This window comes from Pilimelia columellifera subsp. columellifera (assembly GCF_039532605.1).
Taxonomy (GTDB): Bacteria; Actinomycetota; Actinomycetes; order Mycobacteriales; family Micromonosporaceae; genus Pilimelia; species Pilimelia columellifera.
In genome coordinates this window covers 61,999-87,992 of record NZ_BAAARY010000014.1, presented here as the reverse complement: position 1 = coordinate 87,992, position 25,994 = coordinate 61,999, and the positions used below count along the sequence as shown (strand labels likewise).

The window sequence follows — 25,994 nt, the reverse complement described above, 5'->3', positions numbered from 1 at the left end:
CACCGGTGACGGCGCCGCGCCCGGCACCAGGGCCGCCCCTCGCATAACAGCCGTGTCCGAACAGGTCAGGCGCTGTTCCACCCCACGTCGGCCGCGCACCGTCCGGCGGACACTGATCTGACGTCCTGCGCCTGGCGAGTCCCAGCGGTGACCGGATCGGTCCGGCGTCGGACCGGATCGCGTCTGTCGGGTCGGTGCGCCAGGCGCTGCGATCGGAACGGGCTGAGGCGCTGATCGGCGCGGGGGAGTCGGTCGAGCGCGCCTCCCACGTGGTCGGCTTCGGCGACGCCCGGATGCTGCGGCGGCTACGGGCCCGCGGCGCCGGCTGAGCGTCCGTACCGGGTCAGCAGCAGGTCGCCGGCCGCGAGCAGTTGCCGCAGCGCCAACGTCTGTGGGGCCACCGGCTCGCCGGCGGTGATCCGGCCGGCGCCTGGACCAGCCAGCAGCGGCGCGACGGTCAGGCACAGCTCGTCGACGAGATCCGCCCCCGTCAACGCCCCGAACAGCTGCGGACCGCCTTCGCTGAGCAGCTCGGCGAGGCCCCGCTCACGCAGCTGCTGCACGCCGGCGCCCAGGTCCACGTCCTGTTCGCCGACGGCGATGACGTCGGCGACCCGGGCCAGCGCGGTCCGTCGGTCGGCTGGGGCGTTCGCGCAGGTCAGCACGACCGGCCGGACCGGGGCTTCGGCGAACGGCGCCGAGGTCGGATCCAACGCCAGGGACCGGGAGACCACGACCAGCACCGGGAACGGCGCCCGGCCCTGGGCGGTTCGCCAGGCCCGGCGACGGGCGTCCAGGCGCACTGCCCGGTAGCCCTCGTCGCGCACGGTTCCGGCGCCGACCAGGAGCGCGTCGCAGCGCATCCGCAGCACCCCGAACACCCGTTTGTCGGCCGGACCCGACAGGCCCGCGGACAGCCCGTCGATCGCGACCGCCCCGTCGAGGCTGGTGACGAAGTTGACCCGTAGCTCCGCGGGTTGGTGGGGCGCGTACGCCTCAATGAGCGCCTCGTCGCCCAACGGTGTCGGGTCCGGCCCCGGCCAGAGCCTGACGATCGGCTCATTCACCGGGCGCTCCGGTCGCCGGCGGCGTCGGGGTCGGCGGCCGGTGCTGGCAGTCGCACCAGGACCCGCCGCGGCACTTGTCATGCTGTCGCTTCCGACACGCTCGACAGATCATGCGCGATTTCCTCCTGAACGCGGCCGGCCCCGGCGCGCCGGCCGTAGCCGGTCCCGCTGCGCCGCGACGAGCCGGGCTGACGACACCGCCAGCGTAGGCGCTGCGGCGCGCCGGCGGGGCGGCCACCCCGCCGCGCTGTCCGGGCCAGCCTCCCTGCCGGCGGGCCAGCCCCGGGCGAAAGATCATGCGCGAAAGGCTAGGCGCGGCTGGCGTCGATGGGTGAAGGTTGAGTCACCATGACTCGACACATCTACGCCCTGCGCATCGAACTGTCCGACGTGACCCCGCCAGTGTGGCGCCGGGTCCTCGTCCCCGCCGGCTACACCCTCGACCGGGTGCACCGGGTGATCCAATACGCCGTCGGGTGGCAGGACTGTCACCTGCACTCCTTCGACATCGACGGCGTCACCTACGGCGCGCCCGACCCTGACGGCCTGCTCGACGCGGCCGACGAGCTGGACCACCGCCTCGACGCCGTCGCCGGCAAGGACACCCGCTTCGGCTACACCTACGACTTCGGGGACTGGTGGGAACACGAGATCACCGTCGAGGACGTCGTGGCCGCCGACCCTGCCCAGCGGTACCCGGTGTGCGTGGACGGCGCGGGCCAGTGCCCGCCCGAGGACATCGGTGGGGCGAGCGGCTACGCCGAGTTCGTCGCCGCCGTCGCCGACCCGGCCCACCCGCGTCACGCGGAGCTGCGTGAGTGGGTCGGGGACCACGAGCCGCCGTCGTTCGACCCGTCCCGGGTGACGACCCTGCTGCGCCGGCTCACCTGAGGGGGGCGTGGCGACATCGAGCGAACCCACTGGCGCCAGCGGATGTTCAAGGGCATCGTCGCCGCGCTCGTGTTGATGGCGACAGTCAACGTCGGATCACCGGCGTTCCCCGTCGACGCGGCAGACTACCGGCGTACCGACTACCGCATTCTGACGCTTCCGCCTGACCGGCTCCCGTACAACGCCAGCGCGCCTGGTCCGCTGGACGGCGCCGGAACCTTTGACGAGCACGGCATCGCCATGCGTCTCGTCGGCGGTCGAAAGTTCGACCACCCGGTGTTCCAGGCCCAGTTCATGCTGAGCCGCCTCAGCAGCTACCGACTCAACCGCGACCCGCGGTACCTGGCCCGTGTCGAGGCGCACGCGCAGCGACTGCTGGGCAACGCGGTCAGCGCCAACGGCGCGATCTACTTCCCGTACGCGTTCGACTGGGCTCTTCACCACGACACCGGCGACATGATGACCGCCCCGTGGTTCTCGGCGATGGCGCAGGGCCAGGCGCTCAGCGCGTTCGTGCGCCTCCACGCCATCACCAGAAATCCGCGCTACGCCACAGCCGCGGAGAAGATTTTTGCGAGCTTCACCGTGCTGCGCGGCGGTGGGTCGCCCTGGACGACCGAGATCGATGCCGGGTATCTGTGGTTCGAGGAGTACGCCAAGCACCCGGGGCCCGACCGCACCTACAACGGACACATCTACGCGATCTACGGGCTCTACGACTACTTTCTGAGCACCCGGTCCGCCACCGCCAAGGCGCTGATGCAGGGCGGTATCACCACCGTCGCCGCTCATCTGTCAAACCTGCGTCAACCGGGCTGGCTGAGCCGGTACTGCCGCACCCACCCGCAGCACGGGTATGTCAACTATCACGCCGACCACGTCGGGCAGCTCTACCAGCTCCACCGGATCACCGGTGACGCGACGTTCGCCGTCCAGGCAGACCGCCTGATCGACGACTATCCCGCGGACCAGGCCGGCGGTCACGGCTACCTCGCGGCCGGCAGTCACGAGGCGCTCCATCTCGACCGTGATCGTCGGACGGTCGCCACGCGAACCTTCCTCCTTCCGGCCGCCCAGGCGGTCACGGTGAAGTCTCGACACCGGGTCAGTGGACTGGCCGGCGTGTGGCTACAGATCGGCAGCGGCACGGCCGCCGGTTACTGGGTCCGCGAGCTTCACCCCAGAGCGTTCATCAAACTGTCGGTCGACACGCACGACTTCATTCCGCGCCGGCTCGTGACCTTCAGGGCCGGGCGTTACGTCGGATTCGCATTCGACAGGTATGGCCTACGGACGACGCCGAAGCCGTTCAGGCTGCGGGAGCCCTCGAGCGCTCACGCGACGCGGCGCACCGTCATGAACGGCGCGACCTACTTCCTCATCGCCGACGGAGTATGGGCCGGTCGCTGGGTGCCGGCGCAGCCCGGTCTCACCCTGACCTGAACGCAAACAGCATTCACTATCGTTTGACGTTCAGACGAACAATCCGTTTCATGTGAGTATGTGCAGACTGAGGCGGCCCGACATTCGTCTGCTTCCATTCGCGACAACGGAGTCCTGATGTTCCGGCCGAGGCTGAGAAGTTCGCTGACAATGCTCTTGTTGGCAGTTCTGTTGGGCTCAGGACTGTCGACGGCGGCTGGCGCGTCGGCGGCAGACTTTCGACGGACCAACTACCAGGTGCTGGCGATCACACCTGACAAGCTCCCCTACCACGCCAACGGCGCCGGCCCGCTGGACGGCACATGGACCTACGATCGCCACGGTGTCTCGGTGCGGGTGATCGGCGGTCGCGCGTTCGACCATCCGGTGCTACAGGCCCAGTTCATGCTGACCCGTCTCAGCAGCTACCGCCACAACGGCGACCCGCGCTACCTGGCCCGCGTCGAGGCGCACGCGGAGCGGTTGCTCGCCAACGCCGTTCACTCCACCGGCGCCATCTACTTTCCGTACTCCTTCGACTGGGCCCTCCACGGCGACCGAAGCGACCTGATGGTGGCCCCGTGGTACTCGGCGATGGCCCAGGGCCAGGCGCTCAGCGCCTTCGTGCGCCTGCACGCCGTCACCGGGAAGACGCGGTACGCCGACGCGGTGGAGAAGATTTTCAACAGCTTCACCGTCCGCCGCGGCGCCGGGACGCCCTGGACCACTGACGTCGAACGCGGCTACCTGTGGTTCGAGGAGTACGCGAAGCACCCGCACCCGGACCGCGCCTTCAACGGCCACATCTTCGCCATCTACGGCGTGTACGACTACCTGCGGAGCAGGCGGTCGGAGGTGGCGACGGCGCTGTTCCAGGGCGCCGTGACCACCGTCGCGGCCCATCTGTCAAACCTGCGGCAGCCCGGCTGGCTGAGCCGGTACTGCCTCTCCCACCCTGGGCACGCGTACACCGACTACCACACGGTCCATGTAGCGCAGCTGTATCAGCTCTTCCGGATGACCGGTGACGCGACGTTCGCCGTCCACGCTGACCGTATGTTGGACGACTATCCCGCGGCGCAGCTCGGCGGCCGGGGATATCTCGCGGCCGGAAGTCACCAGGCGCTCCGGCTCGACAGTGGCCGCCGGGTGGTGGAAGTCCGCAGCTTCCGGCTCCCCGCCGCCGAGGCGATCGCTATCGGGTCCCGGCACCGGGTGCGCGGATCGGCGGGCGTGTGGTTGCGGGTCGACAGTGGAACAGCCGCAGGCCACTGGATTCGCGAGCTCCACGCGAAGGCCTTCGTCAAACTGTCAACCGATTCTCACGAGTTCGTTCCCTCGCGGCTCGTCAGGTTCCAGGCGGGAACCTACGTCGGATTCACCTTCAACCGGTACGGCGCGCGCGAGACATCGAAACCCTTCAGGCTGCATGCGGCGTCGCATGCGCGTTCCACCCGCCGGACCGTCATGAACGGCGCGACCTACTTCCTCATCGCCGACGGAGTATGGTCCGGTCGCTGGATGCCGGCGCAACCGGGCGTCAGCCTCACCTGACGCGCCGCGCCTGCCTGGGTCTCAGATCGCCGGTGAGTCGCTGAACGCCAGAGCCCAGTCGCCGGTGACGTCCTGCGGGGTGATCAGGACCTCGACCCGTTCGCCGTTCCTGATGTCCAGTGAGCTTCCGGTCCGCCATTTACCGGCCGGGCCCAGCAGGTCCTTCGCCCACTCGCGCGCCCGGTAGTCCCAGCTGGTCACCGTCGCGATGGTGGTGCCGTTGACGCTGAGGACCAGCCGGCCCGGGGTCTGCGACACCGCAGTCAGGTGGCGTGGGATCGGCCACACGGCGGCGACGGCCACCGGTCGCTGCCACTGACCGGCGACAGCGCGTGCCGTGATCCTCGGGTCCGGCGCCCGCATCCCTTCGATCGGTGTCAGCCGGGTGGGCCGGGGCGGCTTCGGATACCGCTCGTACGGCACGGCGGCGCTCACCGCGAACGCCACCCGTCCGCTGGCAGGCGTCGGCACCCGTTTCCCGTCACGCTCGGCGTGGAGCACGGTCAGCGTTGCGGTGCTGCGCACGCCGGCGTCCACCCGCGTCGCCACGGTCACCCGCCGGCTGTCGTTGGTCCCGCAGGGGGTCGGGGCGCCCGGGTTCTTGTCCAGCGCGACGCGCACCCAGACAGTCACGTCGCCGGTGGAACAGCGGAACGTGACGTCAACCTCCGCCGAGTGTCCGACGAACGAGATCGTGGCGGTGGTGGCCGGCAGCGCCACCGACGACGCGCCGATGAGCTGATATCCGTCCTCATAATCGGCGAAGCCCTCGGTCGTCGACGAGGGGGCCGCGAGTTGATGGGTCGGCGACGGCGGATGGACCCTGCTGGCGGCCATGCCGACCCCGCCCACCGCGACCAGTCCAACGAGCGTCAACGCCGCGCCTGTAGCGAGCTGCCGCCGCCGTCTCGCCCGAACCCGCCTTCTGACCCCGTCGATCCGGGAGAAGGTCGTCAGCTCCGCCGGCCGCTGGGACCGGGCCTCCAGCAGGTCCTTCAAATCAGTGGGGTTCATGCCAGGGCCCTTTCACACATCAGCGACTCGTCGACTCGCAGCTTCGCCAGCGCCCGCGACGCCTGGCTCTTGACCGTGCCCACCGAGCAGTCGAGGGCGGCGGCGACCTCCTGCTCCGACAGGTCCTCGAAGTACCGCAACACCACCACCGCCCGCTGACGCGCCGGCAGGCGCCGTAACGCCTCCCACACCCGTTCGCGTTCGTCGACGGCGGAGTGGGCGTCGACGGCGTCCGGAGCTTCGGGCAGGTGCTCGGTGGGGCGTTCGCCGGTCCACTTGCGCCGCCACCAGGACGTCTGGGTGTTGACCAGGATGCGTCGCACGTAAGGTTCGGGATCGCCGTCGATGCGTGACCACGCCGACCATGCTTTCGTCAGCGCGGTCTGCAGCAGGTCCTCGGCGGCGGCCCAGTCGCTGGTGAGCAGGTACGTCGTGCGTAGCAGTCGCGGTGACCGCGCCGCCACGAACTCCTCGAACCCCTGCGGTGTCCGCAAACCCCCACGCCCTCTCGGTCGGCCTCTTCGTTGCGTACGCGTCGTCGGGAGCGACAGGTTGCCACAGGGATCGAGAATCTTCGCGCCCGCCGACCGGGCAGCTGCGACGGTGGGTAGCCTGGCGGCGGAACCTGACCGCCAGAACGGTCACATGCGACGAGGCGGAGCGGATGGCGGGTCGCGATGACGATTGAGCCCGGAGCCGGGGCGCCGACCATGGAGCAGGTCGCCGCGCGTGCCGGCGTCGGCCGGGGCACCGTCTCCCGGGTGATCAACGGCTCGGCCCGGGTCAGCTCCCGAGCCCGCGCGGCCGTGGAGCGTGCCATCGCCGAGCTCGGTTACCGGCCCAGCCCCGCGGGCCGGCACCTGGCCACCGGGCGCAGCAACCTTGCCGCCCTGGTCCTGCGGGAGAGCGGCACCGCTGCGCTGCCCGACGCCCTGGTCGCAGGCGTCGTCCGCGGCGCAGCGAAGACCTTGAACGGCGCCGGCTGGTCGATGCTGGTCGTGGCCGGCGGATCGGACGAGCCGGGTCCGCCACATGTGGCGGCCACGATCGTCATCGACGCCCGTACCGACGCGACGGACCCGGACGGAACCGGGGCGGCGCTCGCCACCGAGCTGCTGCGCCGCTGGGACGACACGCGCAGCGCCCGCAGCGATGGCGAAGGCCGGGCAGCGGAGGGTGGGCGGGAGGATCAGCGGGACGCGCCGGGTACCTGAATGGTAGGGACCTTGCCGCCCGGCGCGTCCACACCTGACTGGGATCGATCGTAAAGACGGCGCGTCGCCGCCTACAAGACAATCCGGTCAGCTGTGACCGGCCGTCGCGCCGACTCAGACACCCGTCCGCGGTGCCTGCCCGGACGGCCAGCCGGGCCGGGACAGCCGGGCGTCACCGGCTCAGGGCGCCGTGCTCGACGCAGGTGGCCGACCACCCCGCCGGCAGCACCTGCACCTTCATCCGACGCCGGCACCGCTGGCAGTACCGGGGCGGCTCCAGATCCCGCGCCGCCGCACACGCGGCATGCGGGCCGCTGGCGAGATCATCGCCGCAGCGGGAACACCAGGCAGTCGTCATCGGCGTCCTCAGATCGTCGCGTTGAGCGCCTTCACCGGCATCTTCAGCTCGTCCAGCAGGTCCAGGTCGCTGTTCGCCGGACGGCCCAACGTCGTCAGGTAGTTGCCGACGATGACGGCGTTGATCCCGCCGAGCAGACCGTCCTTGGTGCCCAGGTCGCCCAGGGTGATCTCCCGACCGCCCGCGTACCGCAGGATGGTGTGCGGCAAAGCCAACCGGAACGCCGCGATCGCCCGCAGCGCGTCCTTCGGGTCCACCACCGGCTGGTCGCCCAACGGGGTGCCGGGGCGCGGGTTGAGGAAGTTCAGCGGCACCTCGTGCGGCTTCAACTCGCCGAGCTGCGCGGCGAACTCGGCCCGCTGCTCCAGCGTCTCGCCCAGGCCCAGGATGCCGCCGCAGCACACCTCCATGCCCGACTCCCGCACCATGTTCAGGGTCTCCCACCGCTCCTCCCACGAGTGGGTGGTGACCACGTTCGGGAAGTACGACTTCGCCGTCTCCAGGTTGTGGTTGTAGCGGTGGATGCCCATGTCGACCAGATCGTCGACCTGCTCCTGGGTGAGCATCCCCAGACTCGCCGCGACCTGGATCTCGACCTCGGCCCTGATCGCCTCGACGCCCTCGCGCAGCTGCTTCATGAGCTTGTCGTCCGGGCCACGCACGGCGGCCACGATGCAGAACTCCGTCGCGCCGGTCGCCGCCGTCTGCTTCGCGGCCTTCACCAGCGACGGGATGTCCAGCCACACCGCGCGCACCGGCGACGCGAACAGCCCCGACTGGGAGCAGAAGTGGCAGTCCTCGGGACAGCCGCCGGTCTTGAGTGACACGATGCCCTCAACCTCGACCTCCGGGCCGCACCAGCGCATCCGCACCTCGTGGGCGAGCTGAAGCGCGGCGGCGAGGCGATCGTCGGGAAGCTGCAGAACCTCCAGGACGCCGGCCTGGTCCAGACCGACACCGGACTCCAACACCTGCTGACGCGCTCGGTCGAGGATCTCTGGCATGGCACGTACCCTACAAGCGGCCCACGCCCGGGCCGTCACCGGAAGGGGGGCCCGCCATCAGCGTGACCAACCCGGCGCCGGCCGGCTGGCTGGCCACCCTCGAACGCCGCGCCCAGCTCCGCGGCCGCGCCGGACTCACCCGCGTCCTGCGCCCCCGGCCAGCAGACGACAACGTCACCGACCTCGCCGGCAACGACTACCTGGGCCTGGCCCGGCACCCGAAGGTCACCGCTGCCGCCGCCGAAGCGCTCCGCGGGTACGGGCTCGGCGCCACCGGCTCCCGGCTCGTCCGCGGCGCCACCGACGCGCACGAGCGCATCGAGGACGCCCTCGCCGCCCTCGCCGGCGCCGACTTCGCGCTCGTCTACTCCTCGGGCTACCTGGCGAACCTCGGCGTCATCCGGGCGCTTAGCCGGCCCGGCACGCTGCTGGTCAACGACGCCCACAACCACGCCTCGCTCATCGACGGCTGCCGCCTGGCCGGGGCCAGGACCGTCACCGTCGACCACGCCGACCCGGACGCCGTCGCGGCGGCGCTCGCCGAGGCGCCCGGCCGCCCCGCCATCGTCATCACCGAGAGCGTCTTCTCCGTCGACGGCGACCTCGCCCCGCTCGCCGAGCTGCACGCCGTCGCCCGCCGGCACGGCGCCCTGCTGCTAGTCGACGACGCCCACGCGCTGGGTGTGCTCGGCGAGCGCGGCGCCGGGGCGGTGGCCGACGCCGGCCTGGCCGGCGAGCCCGACGTCGTCATCACCGCCACCCTCGCCAAGGCGCTCGGCGGCGCCGGCGGCGTCGTCGCCGGGCCGACAGCCCTGCGCCAACACCTGCTCGATACCGGCCGCACCTTCATCTACGACACCGCGCTGCCGCCCGCGGTGGCCGCCGGCGTCCACGCCGCCCTCGACATCGCCGCCGCCGGCGAACCGTTACGCGCCGAGCTGCGCGACCGCGCGCTGACCGCCACCACCCGGCTGCGTGACGCCGGACTCGCGGTCCCCACCCCCGCCGCCGGGGTGCTGTCAGTCGCCGCCCCGGACGCCGTCGCGGCCGTGGCCTGGGCCGGCGCCTGCCGCGACGACGGCGTGGCCGTCGGATGTTTCCGGCCGCCCTCCACTCCGGACAACCGGTCCCGGTTGCGGTTGACCATCAACGTCGGCGTGCCCCGAGCCGACTTCGAACACGCCCTGGATGTCATCGTGGAACACGCCCCGTGAGCGCCGTCGCACCCGAGTGGCGCGGGATCGTCATCGTCACCGGCACCGATACCGGCGTCGGCAAGACCGTCGCCACGGCGGCGCTCGCCGCCGCCGCGGGCGCCGCCGGGCTCAAGGTCGCCGTCGTCAAACCCGGCCAGACCGGAACCGCCGACGGCGAACCCGACGACGCCAGCACCGTGGCCCGTTTGGCCGCCCCGCACACCGTCCAGACACTGGCCAGCTACCCGGACGCGCTCGCCCCGTTGCCGGCCGCCCGGATCGCCGACCTGCCGCCGCTGGAGCTTTACGCGGTCGTCGACACGATCCGGGACCTGGCCGGCGACCATGACCTGGTCCTCGTCGAGGGCGCCGGTGGTCTGCTCGTGCCGATGGGTCTGCGCCCGTCCGGTCAGCCCTGGACCGTCGCGGACCTGGCTGTCTCGCTGGACGCGCGGGCCCTCGTCGTGGCCCGCGCGGGGCTCGGCACCCTCAACCACACCGCGTTGACCCTGGAGGCTCTGGACCGTCGCGGCGTCCCCGCGGGGGTGCTGCTGGGGGCGTGGCCGGCCGAGCCGCAGCTGGTGCACTGGAGCAACGTCGGCGAGCTGCTGCCGCAGCTGCTCGGCGTGCTCCCCGCCGGGGCCGGCGCGATGGAGCCCGGGGTGTTCGCGCGGTCGGCGCCCGGCTGGCTCGCCCCGGTCCTGTTCGGCACCCTGGACGACTGGCGGGCCTGGGCCGAGGACAGCGGCTGAGCCGCCACCGGCGCTACCCGGCCGCCGGCACGCTCACCGGCCGGGCGCGGCGAGTCGGACGACGAGCCGGTCGGGCATCCGGAACGACAGGTTGTCCGGGCACCACGGGGCGCCGGTCACGGCGACGCGTCCCAGCACAGTGGCGGTCTGCTCGACCACCACGGTGGCCTCCATCCGCGCCAGCTGGGCCCCCACACACCGGTGCGCGCCCGCGCCGAACGCCAGGTGCCGCCGCGACCCCCGCTGGCCGGGCACGAACCCGTGCCGGTCGGCGACGATCTCCCCGTCGCGGCCCGCCGCGGCCAGCCACAGCACGACGCTGGTTCCTTTGGGGACCGGAGTGCCCCCCAGGATCGTGTCGACCCCGGCGACCCGTCGCCAGGTCACGATCGGCGGCGCCAGCCGCAGTCCTTCCTCGACGACGTCCGCCGCGCTGACGAGCCCACCGGCCAACGCCGCCAGTGCGGCCGGCTCGCCCACGAGCCGGTGCAGGAGCAACGTCAGGAACTGCGACGTCGTCTCCTGCCCGGCGACCAGCAGGAAGAACAACGCGCCTACGGCGACATCGACGCTGCCGGCAAGCTCGCGCAGCTGCCCCGCCAACCCCCCGCCAGTGGCGGCGAACTGGCGTAGCGCTGTGTGGTAGCGACCGACCGTATCCGCCAGCTGCTCCTGGCGGGCAGTGTCCAGGGGCGCCCAGAACAGCTCCAGCGCCGACCGGGAGAACTCCTTCACCACCGCCGTGTCCGACTCAGGCAGCGCGATGAGGCGGGCCAGCACCCGCAGCGGCAGATCCGCGGCCAGGTCGGCGTACAGGTCGACCGGCTCGCCGCGCTCGAGTAGCGTCGTCAGCCCGACGACCCGCTCCCGCACGATGTCGGTGAGCCACCCCCGCTGCTGCTCCACCCGCCTGGGGTGCAGCGCCTCAGCGACCAGCGCCCGCAGGCGGGGGTGGCTTTCGTCGCCGTTGTTGGCCAGCGTCGGCGGCAGCCGGAAACCGTGCCGGGCCAGCACCCGCAACGCCGAGATGGGGATCGGGGTGAGCGCGTCGAGGGCGTTGTCCGGCCGGAACCTGACCGGGTCGCCCAGCACCTCGCGGACGAGCGCATGGCTGGACACCAGCAGGTGCCGCCCACCGACAGGGTCGCTGACCTCGGCGACCGGTGGCCAGTCGGCCTCGATCGCCTCACCCCACGTCCGGCAAAGCACCAGGCGACGCTACAAGACCCGCCTGGATCCGGTGACGACGGCGGCCGGTAGCTGATCGTGGGCTGCGGCAGGCGCCCGGGCCCGCGGCTCGCTGCGCGTGCTCGCCTGGGCGGGCGGCTCGTCCGACATGTTGGCATATCGGTGCTGGCCTGCGTGGACGCGCCAGGACGACCCCGGATTTGGCACGTGCCCCCAGACCCGCTAAAGTTCTCATCCGTCACCGGGAAACGCTGGCGACAACCGGAAAGCGACAAGGCAGACTGGCCCGTGCGAGACTGTGCGGGCTCGATCGAAGTAGACCGGTAGCAATGTGCGGACGTAGCGCAGTTGGTAGCGCATCACCTTGCCAAGGTGAGGGTCGCGGGTTCGAGTCCCGTCGTCCGCTCGGAGAGGTTCGATTCATCAGGGCCTCAGCCTCGGTGGGGTGGCCGAGAGGCGAGGCAACGGCCTGCAAAGCCGTGTACGCGGGTTCAAATCCCGTCCCCACCTCGGTACAGCAACAGCACGGGCGATTGGCGCAGTGGGAGCGCGCTTCCCTGACACGGAAGAGGTCACTGGTTCAAACCCAGTATCGCCCACCAGCTCAGAGGCCATGACCCATCGACGGTCGTGGCCTCCTTTGCATCCGGGGGCAAAACGGGGAGCCAACGCATCTCAGTGTCCCTTCCCGAAGATCGAATCCATCCCGTCCGCGCCTTCCAACAGGACCGAGCGCAGTTGGTGGCGGTAGACCGTCTCAGTCACCTTCGTGCTGGCGTGACCGACGAGATCGGCGATGTCCTCGATCGAGATTTCCCGAGTCCGACATCAGCGACACGAAGCTGTGCCGCATCTCGCGCCAGTCTTATCCTGCGCTTGGCCCTGCCGCCGGCGGTGCCTTTACCTACTGTCACAACATCACACGAGCTCTCCGCGCGGCTGGCCAGCTCGAACGGTCTGGGGCCGGTAGGCAACTGCCTACCGGCCCCAGACCGCTTGCGTCACTAATTTGGTGGCCGCTGGCCGCCGTGCTGTCGGCTAGGAACCGACGTACATCAGCTTGTTGACGGTGCCCTTCGGGTTGGTAATCACGCCCGGCGTGGCGGTGGACGCCATCTTCTCGGCGATCTGCGCCGGAGTGGCGCTCGGGTTTGCCTCCAGGTACAGGGCGGCAGCACCGGCGACATGCGGGGACGCCATCGACGTGCCGCTGATCGTCTTGGTCGCGGTGTCGCTGTCCTTCCACGCGCTCGGGATGTCCACACCCGGGCCCCAGATGTCCACGCACCGGCCGAAGTTGGTGAACGACGCGGGCCCGTCGTTCTTCTGACTGGCGGCGACGGTGATCGCCTCTGGAGTACGGGCTGGCGAGGTGTTGCAGGCGTCCTTGTTGTCGTTGCCTGCGGCGACCACGAACACGACACCCGCTGCGATGCCCCGCTTCACGGCATCGTCGGTGGACTGGTTGGCGCCACCGCCGAGGCTCATGTTCGCCACGGCCGGCTTGATGCCGTTCTTGGCGACCCAGTCGATGCCGGCGACGACGCCGCTGTTGGAGCCGCTGCCGTTGCAGTCGAGGACACGCACGGCGTAGATCTTCGCCTTCGGAGCGATCCCGTACGTCGTGCCGGCGGTTGAGCCGGCGACGTGAGTGCCGTGGCCGTGGCAGTCGTCGGCCTTGCCGCCGCTGGTGACCGCGTCGAAGCCGGTCAGGGCGCGCCCGCCGAAGTCCTTGTGGGTCAGGCGGACGCCGGTGTCGACGACGTAGGTGTTGACGCCCTCGCCGCCGTTGCCCATGGGCTTGTAGGCGCCGTCCAGGGGCAGCTTGCGCTGGTCACTGCGGTCGACGCCCCACGGGGCGGCGAGGCGCTTCTTGCTCGAGCGGTCGTCGAGCCGGACCACCTGGTCCTGCTCCACGTAGGCCACCGAGGGGTCGGCCGCCAGGCGTGCGGCGTCGGCGCTGGTGCCGGTGAACTGGAATCCGCCGACGGCGGAGTATGTGCGGACGACGGTGCCGTCGTACGCGTTGGCAAGCCGGCTGGCGGTCGAGTCGACCGCAGCTCTCGCAACGGCGTCGTCCTTGAACTTGACGATGAAGCTGCCGGCGATTGCGGTGGAGCTGTCTGCTGCGAGGATGTGGCCGACCGGTTGCTGGCCAGCCGACGCTGCGCCAGCGCCTAGGACGGTCGCGACGCCGAGGCCGGCGACCGCGAACAGGGAGCCGACGATGCGGCTGGGGGTGGTTGCCATGGTGATTGGCCTCCTGATGGGCGGGGGAACCCCGGAGCGCCGGGCGTGGGCCGGTTCGCGCATCCGGGAGCTGCCATCGATGGGGATCGATTGCGCCATCGTATGATGCGAAGGTGATCGAAGAGTAGTATTGAGTTTCTCGCTAAACTCTGCTAATGGGTTCCCGGTGCGCAGCTCCAGATCAGAGCGTCAGCAGCGACAGCCAGGTCTTCGCTCCGCCGATGCCGTCGCCGCGTCCGTTCACGACGCTGTCAGGCACCCGGCGGGCAACCTGATACCGCTTGAGCGCTGTGATCATCTGTTCGTCGGCGGTCCGGTCGATCGGGACCGGGTAGCCCCACGCGGTCAGCAGGCCAGCCATCACAGCCACGTCGTCGGCGACCATGCCGCGGACCACTGTCGCCGGCCGGGTCGGCATCAGCCGGCCCCAGGTCGTGGGACCGACGATGCCATCAACCGGCACCCGTTCGACGCGCTGGAACGCCCGCACTGCGGCTTCGGTCATGGCGCCGAACCGGCCGTCCACGAAAAGCCGTTGCCCGTTGGCGGCGAGCATGCCCTGAGCGATCCGGACCACCCGTCCGGTGGCCCCTCGCCGCGTGACGGGCAGCCTGCGGGCGGCGGCGTGGGCCGGCGAGGCAGCCGGGTTCGATCGGGGGCGCGGGACCGGCGCCGGCCTGACGATGTTGCGCCCATGGGCGCGGTAGTAACCCCAGTCCGCGAGGATCGTCGATCGGGCGTACTCGTACCCGGGGCGCACCGACAGGTGGAGATGGTCGTCCCGGGAGTACGCCGACGTGGCGAAGGTCCTGCCAGCGCGCACTGACGTCCGCGACCAGTGTCGGTTGTTGACGTTGATGTACTTGATGTGCTGGTAGAAGCCGGCGCGGAGGCGTCCCAGCAGCCAGGGCTCGAACTTGCGTTGGTCGGGCACTCGGCCGTCGATGGCGTACACCCAGCCGCGCAGCGGGCAGCGCCCGTCGACGCAGCTGCGGGAGAACGGGGTGTGGTCCTCGGGCGGTTGGGCGAGCAGGTGGGCCCGGTTGCCGATGACGCCCAGGCAGGTCCAGCCCACGGTGCGGTGCAGGTGGTAGAAGAGCCATTCGTCGGCGATGGGGCCGGCCGGGCGCCAGGCAATCCGGTCGCCGGTACGCGGGTCGACGATCTGCCCGCCGGTGAGGCTGGTCATCCGGACACCCCCAGCGCGGCGCAGGGGTCGACGCCGTCGGCGCCGATGTCGTAGGGGCAGGGCTGGTGGTCAGGTCCGGCCGCGCCACCGCTCGCGCCCTCGCCGGTGGGCGAGGGCGCGTCGTCCGGCAGCGCCGGCATGAGCGCTGCGATCTCGAACAGTCCGTCGTCGGTCATCTCGATGCTCTGGGGTGTCCGCTGTTTCGGGGTACTCATCGTCTTTGCCCCCATCCGTACGGCTGTGCTCCTGAGATTAGGCATCGTGAGCTGCGAAGAGACAGATCCCCACCCGTAGGAGGGCGACCACTGCGGACATCGCGCGCGGCTTCGGGGTGACACGCGTCGCCCGTCCGATGGGGGCCTTCTTGCGTGGCGCCACGCGGCCGCACGGTGAACCCACGCGGCGATTGAAATCCACCGACTTTCGGTGTGACGCAGCTTGTCCGCATTATGTTGAGTCGTCGCTTGTGGCGGTCCGAATACGAAGATCGATGCGATGAACTTGTACGTCCGGTGTGGTTTGATGGCGGCGCGCAACCGTGTGCCGCGTTCTTCGTGGGCGACGCGTGCTGCCTATCCCTCCGCCAAAGACATCGATGTGGGGACATTGTGACCAAGTCTGTTCTGGCGTCCTGCGCCGCTATCGCGGTCGCGGGGAGCCTGTTGGCGTTGTCGTCGGGCTCAGCCTCCGCGACCACGTCGGCTACCCCGGGCGCCGCGACCTCGGCGGCTGCCGAGACCATCGTCTGGACCGCCTGCACGAACGAGACCCTGGCCAAGCGTGGCGCCCAGTGCGGGTACGTCACCGCGCCACTCGACTACGCCAAGCCCGACGGCGAGAAGATTCAGCTGGCCGTCTCGCGGATCAAGCACAAGACCGCCGACGCGGCCGCGCAGGGCCCGATGCTGGTCAACCCCGGCGGACCGGGAGGCTCCGGCCTGACCCTGTCGGTCCTGGGCGAGCGCGTGCCCGGCGGCGCCGGCGACGCGTACGACTGGGTCGGCTTCGACCCCCGCGGCGTCGGCGAGAGCAAGCCGGCGATCAGCTGCGACCCCCAGGTCTTCGCCTACAACCGTCCTGAGTACGTGCCGAGCACCAAGGCGATCGAGGTGGCGAACCTCAAGCGCGCCAAGGCGTACGCCGAGGCCTGCCGCCGGTCCGGCGGCGCTCTGCTCAACAACATCGAGACCGTGGACACGATCCGCGACATGGAGACGATCCGGGTCGCCCTCGGCGCTGACCGGATCAGCTTCTACGGCTTCTCCTACGGCAGCTACCTGGGCCAGGTCTACGCCACGATGTTCCCGAAGCGGATCCACCGCATGGTCATCGACGGCGTCGTCGACCACCGCAACGTCTGGTACAAGGCGAACCTCAACCAGAACATCGCCTTCGACGCCAACGTGAAGACGTTCTTCCAGTGGATCGCCCAGAACGACACCGTCTACAAGCTCGGACCGACCGGCCGTGAGGTGGAGAAGCGCTACTACGCCACCAGCGTCCAGCTCGGCAGGAAGCCGGCCGGCGGCCTTATCGGCTCCAGCGAGTTTGCTGACATGTTCCTGCCCGCCGGCTACAGCCAGGGCCGGTGGAAAGCGATCGCCGCAGCGTTCTCCGGGTGGGTCAACAACCAGGACGAGGCCGCGGCGGCGGCGCTCAAGGCCGCCTACGATTACGCCAACGGTCCCGGCGATGACAACTCCTACGCGGTCTATCTCAGCGTGCAGTGCACCGACATCCAGTGGCCGAAGTGGTCGCGGCAGAAGAAGGACAACGCCAAGGTCCACGCCAAGGCGCCGTTCTACACATGGGCGAACAACTGGTTCAACGCGCCGTGCATGTACTGGCCGGCGAAGGCCGGCAAGCCGGTGAAGGTCGATCCGCGCAAGGCCCCGCCGGTGCTCATCATCAACGAGGAGCGGGACGCCGCCACCCCTTACGGCGGTGCGCTACAGGCCCGGAAGATCTTCCCGAAGTCGGCGCTGATCAGCACTCCGGGCGGCACCCAGCACTCGGTATCGCTGCGCGGCAACGCGTGCGTCGACAACCCGATCGCCGAGTACCTGCGCACCGGCGCCCTCCCCAAGCGCCAGCCAGGCGCCGGCTCGGACGTGGAGTGCGCCCCGGCCCCGCGCCCGGTCGCCACGCCCGGATTCGCGCCAGCCGCCGAGCACCCGCTCGACGCCGCGCTCTGGCGGCGCTGATCCGCGCCGATCCGCAGCGACGAACGACGGCCCGTACCGTGTTGGCGCGGGCCGTCGTTCGTGCGCCTGCGGCGGCCTGACGCCGCAGACAGCCTCAGGCCGCCACCTCGCCCGGAGCACAGTCGGCGTCGGCGGCCGCGACGCGGTTGCGGCCGCCGGTCTTGGCGCGGTACAGGGCCACGTCGGCGCAGTGGAACAACTCGGCGCGGGTGTGTTCGCCGTAGGTCGTCGCCACCCCCACGCTGACGGTGACCGACAACGAGCGCCCGTCGGCGTCGAGCGGCAGATCCGACACGGCACGCCGGACGTCCTCCAGTCGTTGCCAGGCCAGGTCAGCGTCGGCGCCCGGCATCACGAGCACGAACTCCTCGCCGCCGTGTCGCGCCAGCAGGTCGCTGCCGCCGGCGGCCCCGCTGAGCCGGGCGGCGAGCTGAACCAGCACGGCGTCCCCGACGCCGTGGCCGAAATCGTCGTTCACCTGCTTGAAGTGGTCCACGTCGATGATGGCCAGGCTCAGCGGTAGGCCGGCGGCGGTCAGCTCCGCGGCGCTGTGGTCAAGCCGCTCCATGAGGTGGCGGCGGTTGTGCAGGCCGGTCAGCGGGTCGCGGATCGCCTGCTCGGCCAGGTCGGCGCGTAGCGCCTCGATGGTCCGGACCTGGTCGTTGAGCTGACGGTTCGCCTCCGCCAGCGCCCGGGCCTGACGGTTCAGATCCGTGATGTCGCGGGCGACGATGGTCCAGCCGAGAAGCCGGGCGCCGTGGCCGTGCACCGGGCTGATCCGCACATGCAGGTCCACCCCGGCGCCGCGGGCGTTCGTGATGGTGTGTTCCTGCTCGGAGGTGAGCTGCTCGCCCGGGGCCAGCCGCCCCAGGACCAGCCGGATCGATTGACCGGACAGCTCGCCGTCCAGATCCGGCGCCAGCAGCCGCGCCAGACGCCGGGCGGCCGGGTTCCCGTTGATGATCCGTCCGTCCCGGTCGATCGCCACGACGGCGTCGCTGACGGCGTCCAGAATGCGCTGGTTGGCGATCGGTACCCGCTCGACCAGCCACTGTCCGCTGACCGCCCGGTAGCCGACGACGACGGTGACCGCGAAGCCGAGAACCGTGAGATCGATCTGCGGCAGCAGATCACTGATGGCGAGCATGTTCGCGGCCAGGGGCGGGATCGTCCCGATGAGGATGAGCATCTGCATCGTGCGGGTCGCCCCGGCCGACCGCCACGCAGCCCGGACGAGCCGGACCAACCCGGCAGCCAGAATGAGATCGCTGTAGGCGGTATGGGCCCAGAACAGCGGGCCGTACACCTCACGCAGCGGCGTCAGCGAACCTGGCGGCATCGGTTCCCACCTGGCGATGAACGCCTCGTGCCAGCGGTTGGTGGCCAGCAGCCCGAACACGATCACGGGCTCGATCATCAGCAACGCCGCGGTGCGCCGGCTCAGCCGCCAGCCACGGTCCACCACCGCCCGCGACAGACAGTGGAACCCCGCCACCACCCCGGTGACGCCGACGAACAACGCGAAGCCATTGGCAACGACCACGGCCGGCCGGGGGAACGCCATCGCGATCAGCTCCGCCGCCGACCACTGGGCGATGCCGGCAGCGACCAGCGCCATCGCGGCCAGAGCAGTGGACTCCCGCCGCCGGCGCCAGCTCCGCCACGTGACCCCGACGGCGGCCAGCGTCGCAGGCAGGAAGATCAGCACAACGGCGAGCCGCATCGCCACTCCCGCCCGTCCGCCCGTTCCCGGCCCGGCGTCCACGGCACGGGCTTCGTGTTCCCATCGGTCGACCGGCGATCCAGGTGAGCCGAACCCAGCGATCGGATACGTTTCATTCCCGGACGCGCCGGATGGGCGGTTGCGGGCAGGAGGCGACGGTGCGGGTATTCATTGTGGGCGGGACGGGGCTGCTCGGTCAGCACGCAGCCGCTGAGCTGGTCAGGCGTGGCCACGAGGTCAGCGTCAGCGGCCGGCGACGGCCGCCGTCGACCCTGGAGGACCGGGCCCGGTTCGTGCCCGTCGACCTGGAGACCCTCGACGAGGACGGCTGGGCCGCGCTGCTCTTCGGGCAGGAAGCCGTGGTCTTCGCCGCCGGGGTCGACGACCGGGCGGCGCCGAAGGCGCCGGCGGTGCCGTACTTCCACGCCGGCAACGTGGTTCCGGTTCAGGACATGCTCGCGGCGGCCAAGCGGACCGGGGTGCGCCGGGCCGTCGTCATCGGGTCCTACTTCACCGCCATCGACCGCCAACGCCCCGCGATGCGGTTGGCCGCCCGACATCCCTACATCGCCAGCCGGGTGGCCCAGGCCCACGCGTGCCGCCGGGCCGCCGGGCCCGACCTGAGCGTGGCGCTGCTGGAGACGCCCTTCGTCTTCGGCGCCGTCCCCGGCCGTGATCCGCTGTGGGCGCCTCTGGTGGGATGGCTGCGGGCGGGCCGTCCGTGCCCGGTCCCGCCCGGAGGGACGGCGGTCATCACCGCGGCCGCGATGGGACAGGCCGTCGGCGGCGCGCTGGAACGCGGCGCCGACGGCGCGTTCCCGGTGGCCCAGGAGAACCTCGCCTGGGACGCGCTGGTGGCACGGATCGGCGCGGCGCTCGGCCGTCCGCCGCGCGTCCGGCGGCTGCCGGCAGCCCTGCTGCGCGCCGCTCTCGGCGGCGCCGGCCTGGGATACCGGGCGAGAGGCAGGGAGCCGGGGTTGACCCCCGGGCGCCTCACCGAGCTGCTCACCGCCGAACTGTTCCTCGACCCGGCGGTGGCCGCCGGGCAGCTCGGCGTGAGCGGCCACCATCTCGACGACGGTCTGCGCGAGATGATCGCCGCCTGCCCGCAGCCGGGGCAGCCCTGAGCGGTGTGGCGGGTCAGGAGCGCAGGTCCTCGGCGAGGACGGTCTCCATGATCTGCTCAGCCAGGGCGGTGATCGTCAGGAACGGGTTCACCCCGAGGCTGCCGGGCGCCAGCGAGCCGTCCACGATGTAGAGACCGCCCTGACCACGGACCCGGCCGGCCCTGTCGGTCACCGTCCCGAGGACGCACCCGCCCAACGGGTGGTAGGTGAAGTGGTCGGAGAATGTCCGGTCGCTGCCGAACAGGTCCACCCGGTATGTGGAGCCCTGCTTGGCGTTGATCGCGTCGAAGGTGCGCCTGACGGCCGTCACCGAGGCCGCCGCGTGCGCGCGGGTCCAGTCCAGGATCATTCGGCCGGCGGTGGCGTCCCAGCTCAACCGGGCCCGGCTGGCGCTCGCCGTGATCGCCAGGTACAGGCTCAGGTAGGTGTCGATGCCGGCCGGGAACGGGGCGATCTCGGCGAAGACCCGGTCCTGGCCGGTGGCGTAAGCCCAGTTGTCGATGCCCAGCACCGGGATCGTGGACTGCCTGGCGCCGGTCGGTTGCCAGACGTGGTTAGCCCGGCCCAGCATCGTGTTGCCGTTGGGCCCCCAGCCGAAGCCCAGCTCCTCCGAGAGCCCGGTCAGGCCCCCGGCGGCCCGCGAGCGCAGCAGCAGCTCGGTTGTGCCCAGACTGCCGGCAGCCAGGAACACCCGCGGGGCCCGGTAGACGACCGTCCCGGACACGGTTCCGTCGGCGGTCAGCATCTCGGCTCGCACGACGAAGGCGTCGCCGGCCCGTTCGATTCCGCTGGCCCGGGTGGCCGCCTGGACGGTGACGAGGCCGGTGGCCCGGGCCCGGGCCAGGTACGTCTTGGTCAGGTCACGCTTGCCGTGGTTGTTGCCGAAGATGACCTCGTTCGCGGTCGCCGATCCGGGCGCCTGGCCGGCGGCCTCCTGTTCCAGGTAGGCGAAGTCGTAGACGTTGGGCACCGGGACCACCCGGCGCCCGGACGCCTGCGCGGTGTCCCGGCCCAGCCGCGCGTACTGGTAGTACGGGCTGGCTTCCAGGAGCGCTTCGGTGACGTGGTTGACGCCCAGCTCACGTTCGGCCAGCGGCAGGTGGCGGGCGAAGAAGTCGTCCAGCGGTAGGCCCGGCATGACCTCGGCCAGGTAGTCCCGGCGTGGCCGCACGGCCATGCCGCCGTTGACCAGCGACCCGCCACCGACGCCGACGCCGCAGTAGACGCCCATCGCCGCGAAGTCGACCCGGTCCAGGACGCCGGCGCCGAGCTTGATGGGCCGGTCCAGCGGGACGCCCGTGAGGTGGCTGATCGGCATCGCGGTACGGCGTCTGAGCCACATTGACCGTTCGTCGGGCTCGGTCATCCGGGCGAACACCCGACCGTCGTGGCCGGGACGGTTCCATTCCTGGCCCATCTCCAACATGGTGACCCGGTGGCCGGCCAGGGCGAGCCGGAGGGCGGCGACGCTGCCGCCGTAGCCGGTGCCGATGACCAGCGCCGGGACGTCGACCGGCGCGCCTGGCGCGGCCTGGACGGCGTGCCCTGGCCCGACCACGGCGCCGGCCGCGGCCGTTGCCGTTCCGATGAGGACATGACGACGGGTGGCGGTGTGTGGACGCATCAACACACTCTGTCATCGCCGGACGTTCGTGACCAGAGCTTGTGGACGGTCGTCAGGGCGAGGGCGGCGGGCTCAGACTGCGAGCGGGGCGCGTTTGGTCTCGGCGACGAGCAGGTCCCGCACCTCCTCGGCCGGCAGCGGCCGGGCGAAGTGGAAGCCCTGCGACAGCCGGTACCCGATGAGGTGGAGCTGGCGGGCCTGCGCGGCGCTCTCCACGCCCTCGGCGACCACACCCAGGTCCAGGCCGTTGGCCAGGCTGACCATGGCGGTCGCGATCGTCGCCTCGGCGGTGCTGCCGGTAATGTTGTCGATGAATGACTTGTCGACCTTGAGCACGTTGACCGGGATCTTGCGCAGCAGACCCAGCGACGAGTGCCCGGTGCCGAAGTCGTCGAGCGCGATGGCCACGCCCAGGGCGGAGATCTCCCTGAGGGCGTTCGCCGCGGCGTGGCTGTCGAACACTGCGGTCTCGGTGACCTCGATCATGAGCCGCTCGGCGGGCAGGCCGGCGGCCGACAGCGCGGCGGAGACCCGCCGGGAGAACCCGGCCTCCCGCAGCTGGCGGGCGGAGATGTTGACGCTGACCGTCCACGGGTTCGTCGCGTGGTCGTCGTTGAGCCAGCCGGCCGCGGTCCGGCACGCTTCATTGAGCACCCAGGCGCCCAACGGCACGATGAGCCCGGTGCGCTCGGCCGCCGGTATGAACTCGTCCGGCGGAATCACCCCACGCTGCGGGTGGTGCCAGCGGATGAGCGCCTCAGCGCCAACCGGGGCGCCGTCGGGCAGGCGGACCACCGGCTGGAACAGCAGCCGGAAGTCGCCCCGGTCCATCGCCAGCCGAAGCTCGGCGCCGAGCTGGGCGTCGTAGTTGGCGCGCTCGTCCAGCTCCGGCTCGTAGCTGGCGTACTGGCCCTTGCCGGCTTCCTTGGCCGCGTACATGGCCAGGTCGGCGCGGCGTAGCACCTCGGTGGTGTCCAGCCCGGACTCCACGTCGGCGATGCCGGTGCTGCAACGCACCAGCAGGTCGTGGCCGGCGACCCGGATCGGGGCGGACAGCACGATGTTGATCCGGTCGAGGACGCTGGTCCCGGCGTCAGCGGTGAGGCTGGCGAGCAGCATGGCGAACTCGTCGCCGCCCAGCCTGGCCACGGTGTCGTCGGGCCGCACGCAGCCGCGCAGCCGCTCCGAGACCGCCACCAGCAGCTCGTCGCCGATGACGTGGCCGAGCCGGTCGTTGACGGTCTTGAAGTCGTCCAGGTCGATGAGGACGACACTGGCCTGTGCGTCGGCGTCCAGCGCCTGGCGCATCCGGTGCTCGAACAGCCGGCGGTTGGCCAGTCCGGTGAGCGCGTCGTGGTCGGCCTGGTGGCTCAGCTGCTCCTGGGCGTCCTGGAGTTGTCGCACGGTCGCGTCGACCCGGTTGAGCAGCCGGCCGTTGTCCTTGAGCGCGCTGATCTGCCGGTAGACGACCAGCGCGGTGAGCGCGACGGCCGCGCCGGCGACCAGAGCGTCGTTCACCGGGTGGTTACGGGCGACCCACAGCAGCAGGCCGTCGAGTCCGACGACCGCGACGTACGGCAGGTAGCTGAACGGCCGACGCCGCTTCGCCTGCGGCTGGGCGGCCGGGGTGGCCCGGGCCTGGCGGCGGGCTGCCAGGACGTATCCGAGCGCCACCGGCGGGATGCAGATGGCGGCCGCCTCGATCTGCGCCTTGGTCGCCATGATCGGGGCGAGCGCGCCGAGCCCGGCGCCGACGCCGGTGGCCGCCGACAGCATGTGCAGGGCGCCCCGGTTGACGACGCTGACGCCCACGAGCGCGAGCTTGATGAACGTGAAGATCGCGACGCACGCCAGCAGGATCACGGAGAGCACAGAGAGGGTGCCCCCCAGGTCCCGCCACTCGTCGAACTGGCTGAACGACAGCCGCCACGCGAACATGCCGACGGTGAGGACCACGATGGTGGCGTCGAGGAAGAAGCGACGGCGTTCGGTGACCGAGAGCTGGGACCGGCCGGGGAGGCGCAGCAGCCCCCACAGCATCACCACGACGCCGGACATGTAGACGACGACCGTGCTGCTGGCGACCGGCGTCACGCCGGCGGCGGAATGGGTGAGGTCGTCGCGTAAGTTTAGCGTCGCGCCCACGCCGATGAGCGTGATGGCGGTCGCCGCCAGGCGCCAGAACCGGCGGGCGGCCGGCTCCTGCCCTGCGCCGCGCGCCACCCACCAGCAGTAGCCGCCGGCCAGCCAGGCGGACGGGGCGGTGACCGACCAGCCGATGAGGCTGGGCGGGCGGAAACCGAGGCTCAGCACGATGATCCATACGATGCTGAAGGCCGTCGCCGCCGCTGACAGGGCCACCGGCGCGGAGATCCGGGCGGCTGCTGAGCGCACGCGGGGGACCATGGACAACACTGCCTCCCTCCGCTGGTCCGTCAGGAATCTGTATCGACCTGACATCGGGGCAGTTAAGCCAATTGTGTTGGTCTGGTGACGTTCCGTGGTTTCGCGGCTGGGGGCGTGGGGTAGACGTCACCGGTGGAGCTGTTCGAGGATCGCGTCGACGCCGGGAACCAACTCGCCGGTGAGCTATTGGCCCGCCACGTCTCCGCCGACCTCGTATTGGGCCTTCCCCGTGGCGGGGTCCCGGTGGCGGCCCGGGTGGCGGCCGCGTTGGGCGCCGATCTCGACATCGCCGTCATCCGTAAGATCGGCGCTCCGGGACGCCCCGAGCTGGGTGTCGGGGCGATGGCCGAGGACGAGCACCCATGCTTCGACCAGAGCAATCTGAGCTGGCTGGGATTACGGCCGAGCGACCTGGCGGAGACTGCGGCCGCCGAGGTCGTCGAGCTACGGCGGCGGGTCGCGCTCTACCGGGGCTCCCGGCCACGTCTTCCGCTGGACGGCCGGCGGGTGCTGGTCGTCGACGACGGTCTGGCCACCGGCGTCACCGCGCGGGCGGCGCTGCGGTGGGCCCGCCGTAAGGAGCCGGCCTGGCTCGGGTTCGCCGCGCCGGTGTCCGCGCCCGACGGGGCCACCCTGTTGGCCAGCTACGCCGACCGGGTCTTCCTGCTGCGGCGTCCACCGTCGTTCGCCGCCGTCGGCGCCTGGTACCGGGACTTCTCCGCCACCACCGATGCCGAGGTCATCGACCTGCTACGAGTGGCCGTCCGCCACTGAGACGAGGCCCCACCGCTACGGCCCCGCGACCACCTCGATGAGCTGCTCCGCCGGGATCCGCCTGACGGGCGCCGGGCCCGCCTCCGGGTCCACCGCCGGTGGACGGCCGACGCCGAGCCGCAACGCCAGGTACGGCATGCCGGCCTCGGCGATGAGGCGCCGCAGCGACTCCCGGGTTCCGGGGACCTCGGCCACCCAACTCATCGGCAGCAGCGAGAGCCCTTCGGTCTCGGCGGTCAACCAGCCGGCCGACAGCCCCTCGCCGGCCCGCAACCAGTCGAGTGGCTCGTCGCCGGGTCCGTAGAGGATGCCGTACCCGGCCCACCGGTCGTGGCCGCCCTCGGATGGCAGCGTGCCGCCGGCCCCGAAGTCGCGTAGCGGCACCGTGGTCTGCGCGGCCCGGTCCGGCAACATGCTCGGGTCGATGCCCGTGCCGGCGACCGCGCCTCCGCCCGCCCAGCGGGTCAACTCGTCGTGGGCGTCGCGGTCCTGCTCCTGGATCTGCGCGGCCCGGGACGCCTCGGCTGCCAGGTCGAGGGTCTGGTCGGCGTTGAGGATCTGGAGCAGGGCTCCCTCGTCGCCGACGGCCCGGCGCACCGCCTCGACGGCCGAGGGTGGAACCCGCTGTTCGGCGACCGGCCGCCGGTCGGTGTGCCGCACCTCTATCGCCGCCCGTAGGACGATCGCGGCCTCGTCCGGCTCGCCCTGCTTGAGATCGCCGATGACGGCCAGCAGGTCCGGGTCGGTGAGGTCCGGCAGCCGCCGGACCTGGAATGACCAGCCCAGGGCGGCCAGCGCCACCCGCGCGTGGTGCAGCGCCGCCCCGCAGCTGATCGTCAGCATCCGGCCGTCCGGATCGCCGACCGACAGCTGCCGGTCGCGGACCGCCCGCAGCTCCAGCCGGTCGGGCTGCGCCCGCCACCGCCATGGCTGCGTGTTGTGCATGGACGGGGCGTGCCCGCCGACGCCGGCAGCCTTGGTGAGGGCCATGACCAGCGGGCTCGCGGTGGTCGGCTCGTCAGACATTCCAGGCGGCT

The 25,994-nt window shown here is 71.3% G+C and carries 23 protein-coding genes, 3 tRNA genes and 1 pseudogene; 13 read left to right on the top strand and 14 right to left on the bottom strand.

Going from position 1 to position 25,994, the window contains the following annotated elements; genetic code table 11:
* Positions 1–194: 194 nt before the first annotated feature.
* Positions 195–329 carry a hypothetical protein gene (locus tag ABD287_RS14555; protein ID WP_344173321.1) on the top strand — a complete coding sequence of 45 codons (135 nt, stop codon included), beginning with the start codon at positions 195–197 and terminating at the stop codon, positions 327–329.
* Here ABD287_RS14555 and ABD287_RS14550 read toward each other — a convergent pair.
* Positions 306–1,067, bottom strand: a complete 762-nt coding sequence (locus tag ABD287_RS14550; RefSeq protein ID WP_425565629.1) for a pyrimidine reductase family protein — start codon at positions 1,065–1,067, stop codon at positions 306–308. The genes ABD287_RS14555 and ABD287_RS14550 overlap by 24 nt on opposite strands.
* 348 nt (positions 1,068–1,415) lie before the next feature.
* Between ABD287_RS14550 and ABD287_RS14545 the strand changes: the two genes are divergently transcribed.
* The 3 genes from ABD287_RS14545 to ABD287_RS14535 all read left to right on the top strand — a co-directional run bounded on the left by ABD287_RS14545 (position 1,416) and on the right by ABD287_RS14535 (position 4,934).
* A complete protein-coding gene (locus ABD287_RS14545) occupies positions 1,416–1,958 on the top strand; it encodes a plasmid pRiA4b ORF-3 family protein (RefSeq protein WP_344173319.1) in 543 nt (180 codons plus the stop codon).
* Between the two features lie 42 nt (positions 1,959–2,000).
* Positions 2,001–3,401: a D-glucuronyl C5-epimerase family protein gene (locus ABD287_RS14540; RefSeq protein ID WP_344173317.1), complete on the top strand. Its 1,401-nt coding sequence runs from the start codon at positions 2,001–2,003 to the stop codon at positions 3,399–3,401.
* A gap of 159 nt (positions 3,402–3,560) precedes the next feature.
* Entirely contained in the window at positions 3,561–4,934 is a 1,374-nt protein-coding gene (locus ABD287_RS14535) for a D-glucuronyl C5-epimerase family protein (protein ID WP_344173315.1), read from the top strand.
* A 21-nt stretch (positions 4,935–4,955) separates the two neighbouring features.
* Here ABD287_RS14535 and ABD287_RS14530 read toward each other — a convergent pair whose 3' ends face one another.
* Together ABD287_RS14530 and ABD287_RS14525 are read right to left on the bottom strand one after the other, a co-directional pair.
* Entirely contained in the window at positions 4,956–5,948 is a 993-nt protein-coding gene (locus tag ABD287_RS14530; protein ID WP_344173313.1) for a hypothetical protein, read from the bottom strand.
* Entirely contained in the window at positions 5,945–6,442 is a 498-nt protein-coding gene (locus ABD287_RS14525; protein ID WP_344173311.1) for a SigE family RNA polymerase sigma factor, read from the bottom strand. Before ABD287_RS14525 ends, ABD287_RS14530 begins: the two co-directional genes overlap by 4 nt.
* A gap of 183 nt (positions 6,443–6,625) precedes the next feature.
* Here ABD287_RS14525 and ABD287_RS18575 point away from each other — a divergent pair, with 183 nt between their 5' ends.
* On the top strand, positions 6,626–7,162 hold the full coding sequence (locus ABD287_RS18575; protein WP_425565628.1) for a LacI family DNA-binding transcriptional regulator: 537 nt from the start codon (positions 6,626–6,628) through the stop codon (positions 7,160–7,162).
* A 172-nt stretch (positions 7,163–7,334) separates the two neighbouring features.
* Here ABD287_RS18575 and bsaP read toward each other — a convergent pair whose 3' ends face one another.
* Together bsaP and bioB are read right to left on the bottom strand one after the other, a co-directional pair.
* Positions 7,335–7,520: a biotin synthase auxiliary protein BsaP gene (gene bsaP / locus ABD287_RS14515; RefSeq protein WP_344173309.1), complete on the bottom strand. Its 186-nt coding sequence runs from the start codon at positions 7,518–7,520 to the stop codon at positions 7,335–7,337.
* An 8-nt stretch (positions 7,521–7,528) separates the two neighbouring features.
* Entirely contained in the window at positions 7,529–8,524 is a 996-nt protein-coding gene (bioB, locus tag ABD287_RS14510; RefSeq protein WP_344173307.1) for a biotin synthase BioB, read from the bottom strand.
* 62 nt (positions 8,525–8,586) lie between these two features.
* Here bioB and ABD287_RS14505 point away from each other — a divergent pair, with 62 nt between their 5' ends.
* Together ABD287_RS14505 and bioD are read left to right on the top strand one after the other, a co-directional pair.
* The gene (locus ABD287_RS14505; RefSeq protein ID WP_344173305.1) at positions 8,587–9,738 is read left to right on the top strand and encodes an 8-amino-7-oxononanoate synthase; all 1,152 of its coding nucleotides are present in this window, start codon (positions 8,587–8,589) and stop codon (positions 9,736–9,738) included.
* Positions 9,735–10,472, top strand: coding sequence for a dethiobiotin synthase (bioD, locus tag ABD287_RS14500; RefSeq protein WP_344173303.1), 738 nt, complete (start codon positions 9,735–9,737; stop codon positions 10,470–10,472). The genes ABD287_RS14505 and bioD overlap by 4 nt, the downstream gene beginning before the upstream one ends.
* Positions 10,473–10,505: 33 nt before the next feature.
* Here the strand turns inward: bioD and ABD287_RS14495 are convergent, their stop codons facing one another.
* Complete coding sequence (locus tag ABD287_RS14495; RefSeq protein ID WP_344173301.1) at positions 10,506–11,681, bottom strand: cytochrome P450; 1,176 nt, start codon at positions 11,679–11,681, stop codon at positions 10,506–10,508.
* Positions 11,682–11,993: 312 nt separating this feature from the next.
* On the opposite strand from ABD287_RS14495, the gene ABD287_RS14490 reads away from it, so the two are divergent.
* From ABD287_RS14490 to ABD287_RS14480, 3 genes are all read left to right on the top strand, one after another.
* Positions 11,994–12,066: transfer RNA gene (locus tag ABD287_RS14490), tRNA-Gly, on the top strand.
* 33 nt (positions 12,067–12,099) lie between these two features.
* Positions 12,100–12,170: transfer RNA gene (locus ABD287_RS14485), tRNA-Cys, on the top strand.
* 17 nt (positions 12,171–12,187) lie between these two features.
* Positions 12,188–12,262: transfer RNA gene (locus ABD287_RS14480), tRNA-Val, on the top strand.
* Between the two features lie 73 nt (positions 12,263–12,335).
* Here ABD287_RS14480 and ABD287_RS14475 read toward each other — a convergent pair.
* The 4 genes and pseudogenes from ABD287_RS14475 to ABD287_RS14460 all read right to left on the bottom strand — a co-directional run.
* A pseudogene (locus tag ABD287_RS14475) lies at positions 12,336–12,525 on the bottom strand (site-specific integrase); the annotation flags it as partial.
* A gap of 173 nt (positions 12,526–12,698) precedes the next feature.
* On the bottom strand, positions 12,699–13,910 hold the full coding sequence (locus ABD287_RS14470) for a S8 family peptidase (protein ID WP_344173299.1): 1,212 nt from the start codon (positions 13,908–13,910) through the stop codon (positions 12,699–12,701).
* A gap of 181 nt (positions 13,911–14,091) precedes the next feature.
* Positions 14,092–15,099, bottom strand: coding sequence for a peptidoglycan-binding domain-containing protein (locus ABD287_RS14465; RefSeq protein ID WP_344173297.1), 1,008 nt, complete (start codon positions 15,097–15,099; stop codon positions 14,092–14,094).
* Positions 15,096–15,314: a hypothetical protein gene (locus ABD287_RS14460; protein ID WP_344173295.1), complete on the bottom strand. Its 219-nt coding sequence runs from the start codon at positions 15,312–15,314 to the stop codon at positions 15,096–15,098. Before ABD287_RS14460 ends, ABD287_RS14465 begins: the two co-directional genes overlap by 4 nt.
* A gap of 393 nt (positions 15,315–15,707) precedes the next feature.
* Here ABD287_RS14460 and ABD287_RS14455 point away from each other — a divergent pair, with 393 nt between their 5' ends.
* A complete protein-coding gene (locus tag ABD287_RS14455; protein ID WP_344173293.1) occupies positions 15,708–17,303 on the top strand; it encodes an alpha/beta hydrolase in 1,596 nt (531 codons plus the stop codon).
* Positions 17,304–17,397: 94 nt separating this feature from the next.
* On the opposite strand, the gene ABD287_RS14450 is transcribed toward ABD287_RS14455, so the two are convergent.
* The gene (locus ABD287_RS14450) at positions 17,398–19,026 is read right to left on the bottom strand and encodes a histidine kinase N-terminal 7TM domain-containing diguanylate cyclase (RefSeq protein ID WP_344173290.1); all 1,629 of its coding nucleotides are present in this window, start codon (positions 19,024–19,026) and stop codon (positions 17,398–17,400) included.
* 158 nt (positions 19,027–19,184) lie between these two features.
* Here ABD287_RS14450 and ABD287_RS14445 point away from each other — a divergent pair, with 158 nt between their 5' ends.
* On the top strand, positions 19,185–20,153 hold the full coding sequence (locus tag ABD287_RS14445) for an NAD-dependent epimerase/dehydratase family protein (RefSeq protein ID WP_344173288.1): 969 nt from the start codon (positions 19,185–19,187) through the stop codon (positions 20,151–20,153).
* Between the two features lie 13 nt (positions 20,154–20,166).
* Here ABD287_RS14445 and ABD287_RS14440 read toward each other — a convergent pair whose 3' ends face one another.
* Complete coding sequence (locus ABD287_RS14440) at positions 20,167–21,777, bottom strand: GMC oxidoreductase (protein WP_344173285.1); 1,611 nt, start codon at positions 21,775–21,777, stop codon at positions 20,167–20,169.
* A gap of 72 nt (positions 21,778–21,849) precedes the next feature.
* Positions 21,850–24,171, bottom strand: coding sequence for a putative bifunctional diguanylate cyclase/phosphodiesterase (locus ABD287_RS14435; RefSeq protein WP_344173283.1), 2,322 nt, complete (start codon positions 24,169–24,171; stop codon positions 21,850–21,852).
* A 144-nt stretch (positions 24,172–24,315) separates the two neighbouring features.
* Here ABD287_RS14435 and ABD287_RS14430 point away from each other — a divergent pair, with 144 nt between their 5' ends.
* Entirely contained in the window at positions 24,316–24,957 is a 642-nt protein-coding gene (locus ABD287_RS14430; RefSeq protein WP_344173281.1) for a phosphoribosyltransferase, read from the top strand.
* Between the two features lie 15 nt (positions 24,958–24,972).
* On the opposite strand, the gene ABD287_RS14425 is transcribed toward ABD287_RS14430, so the two are convergent.
* Entirely contained in the window at positions 24,973–25,983 is a 1,011-nt protein-coding gene (locus ABD287_RS14425; RefSeq protein WP_344173279.1) for an Acg family FMN-binding oxidoreductase, read from the bottom strand.
* Between the last annotated feature and the right edge of the window lie 11 nt (positions 25,984–25,994).

Coding starts and splice junctions, on each gene's coding strand:
- ABD287_RS14545 (WP_344173319.1), top strand. CDS start 1,416: ATGACTCGACACATCTACGCCCTGCGCATCGAACTGTCCGACGTGACC.
- ABD287_RS14540 (WP_344173317.1), top strand. CDS start 2,001: ATGTTCAAGGGCATCGTCGCCGCGCTCGTGTTGATGGCGACAGTCAAC.
- ABD287_RS14530 (WP_344173313.1), bottom strand. CDS start 5,948: ATGAACCCCACTGATTTGAAGGACCTGCTGGAGGCCCGGTCCCAGCGG.
- ABD287_RS18575 (WP_425565628.1), top strand. CDS start 6,626: ATGACGATTGAGCCCGGAGCCGGGGCGCCGACCATGGAGCAGGTCGCC.
- bsaP (WP_344173309.1), bottom strand. CDS start 7,520: ATGACGACTGCCTGGTGTTCCCGCTGCGGCGATGATCTCGCCAGCGGC.
- bioB (WP_344173307.1), bottom strand. CDS start 8,524: ATGCCAGAGATCCTCGACCGAGCGCGTCAGCAGGTGTTGGAGTCCGGT.
- ABD287_RS14470 (WP_344173299.1), bottom strand. CDS start 13,910: ATGGCAACCACCCCCAGCCGCATCGTCGGCTCCCTGTTCGCGGTCGCC.
- ABD287_RS14465 (WP_344173297.1), bottom strand. CDS start 15,099: ATGACCAGCCTCACCGGCGGGCAGATCGTCGACCCGCGTACCGGCGAC.
- ABD287_RS14460 (WP_344173295.1), bottom strand. CDS start 15,314: ATGAGTACCCCGAAACAGCGGACACCCCAGAGCATCGAGATGACCGAC.
- ABD287_RS14450 (WP_344173290.1), bottom strand. CDS start 19,026: ATGCGGCTCGCCGTTGTGCTGATCTTCCTGCCTGCGACGCTGGCCGCC.
- ABD287_RS14440 (WP_344173285.1), bottom strand. CDS start 21,777: ATGCGTCCACACACCGCCACCCGTCGTCATGTCCTCATCGGAACGGCA.
- ABD287_RS14425 (WP_344173279.1), bottom strand. CDS start 25,983: ATGTCTGACGAGCCGACCACCGCGAGCCCGCTGGTCATGGCCCTCACC.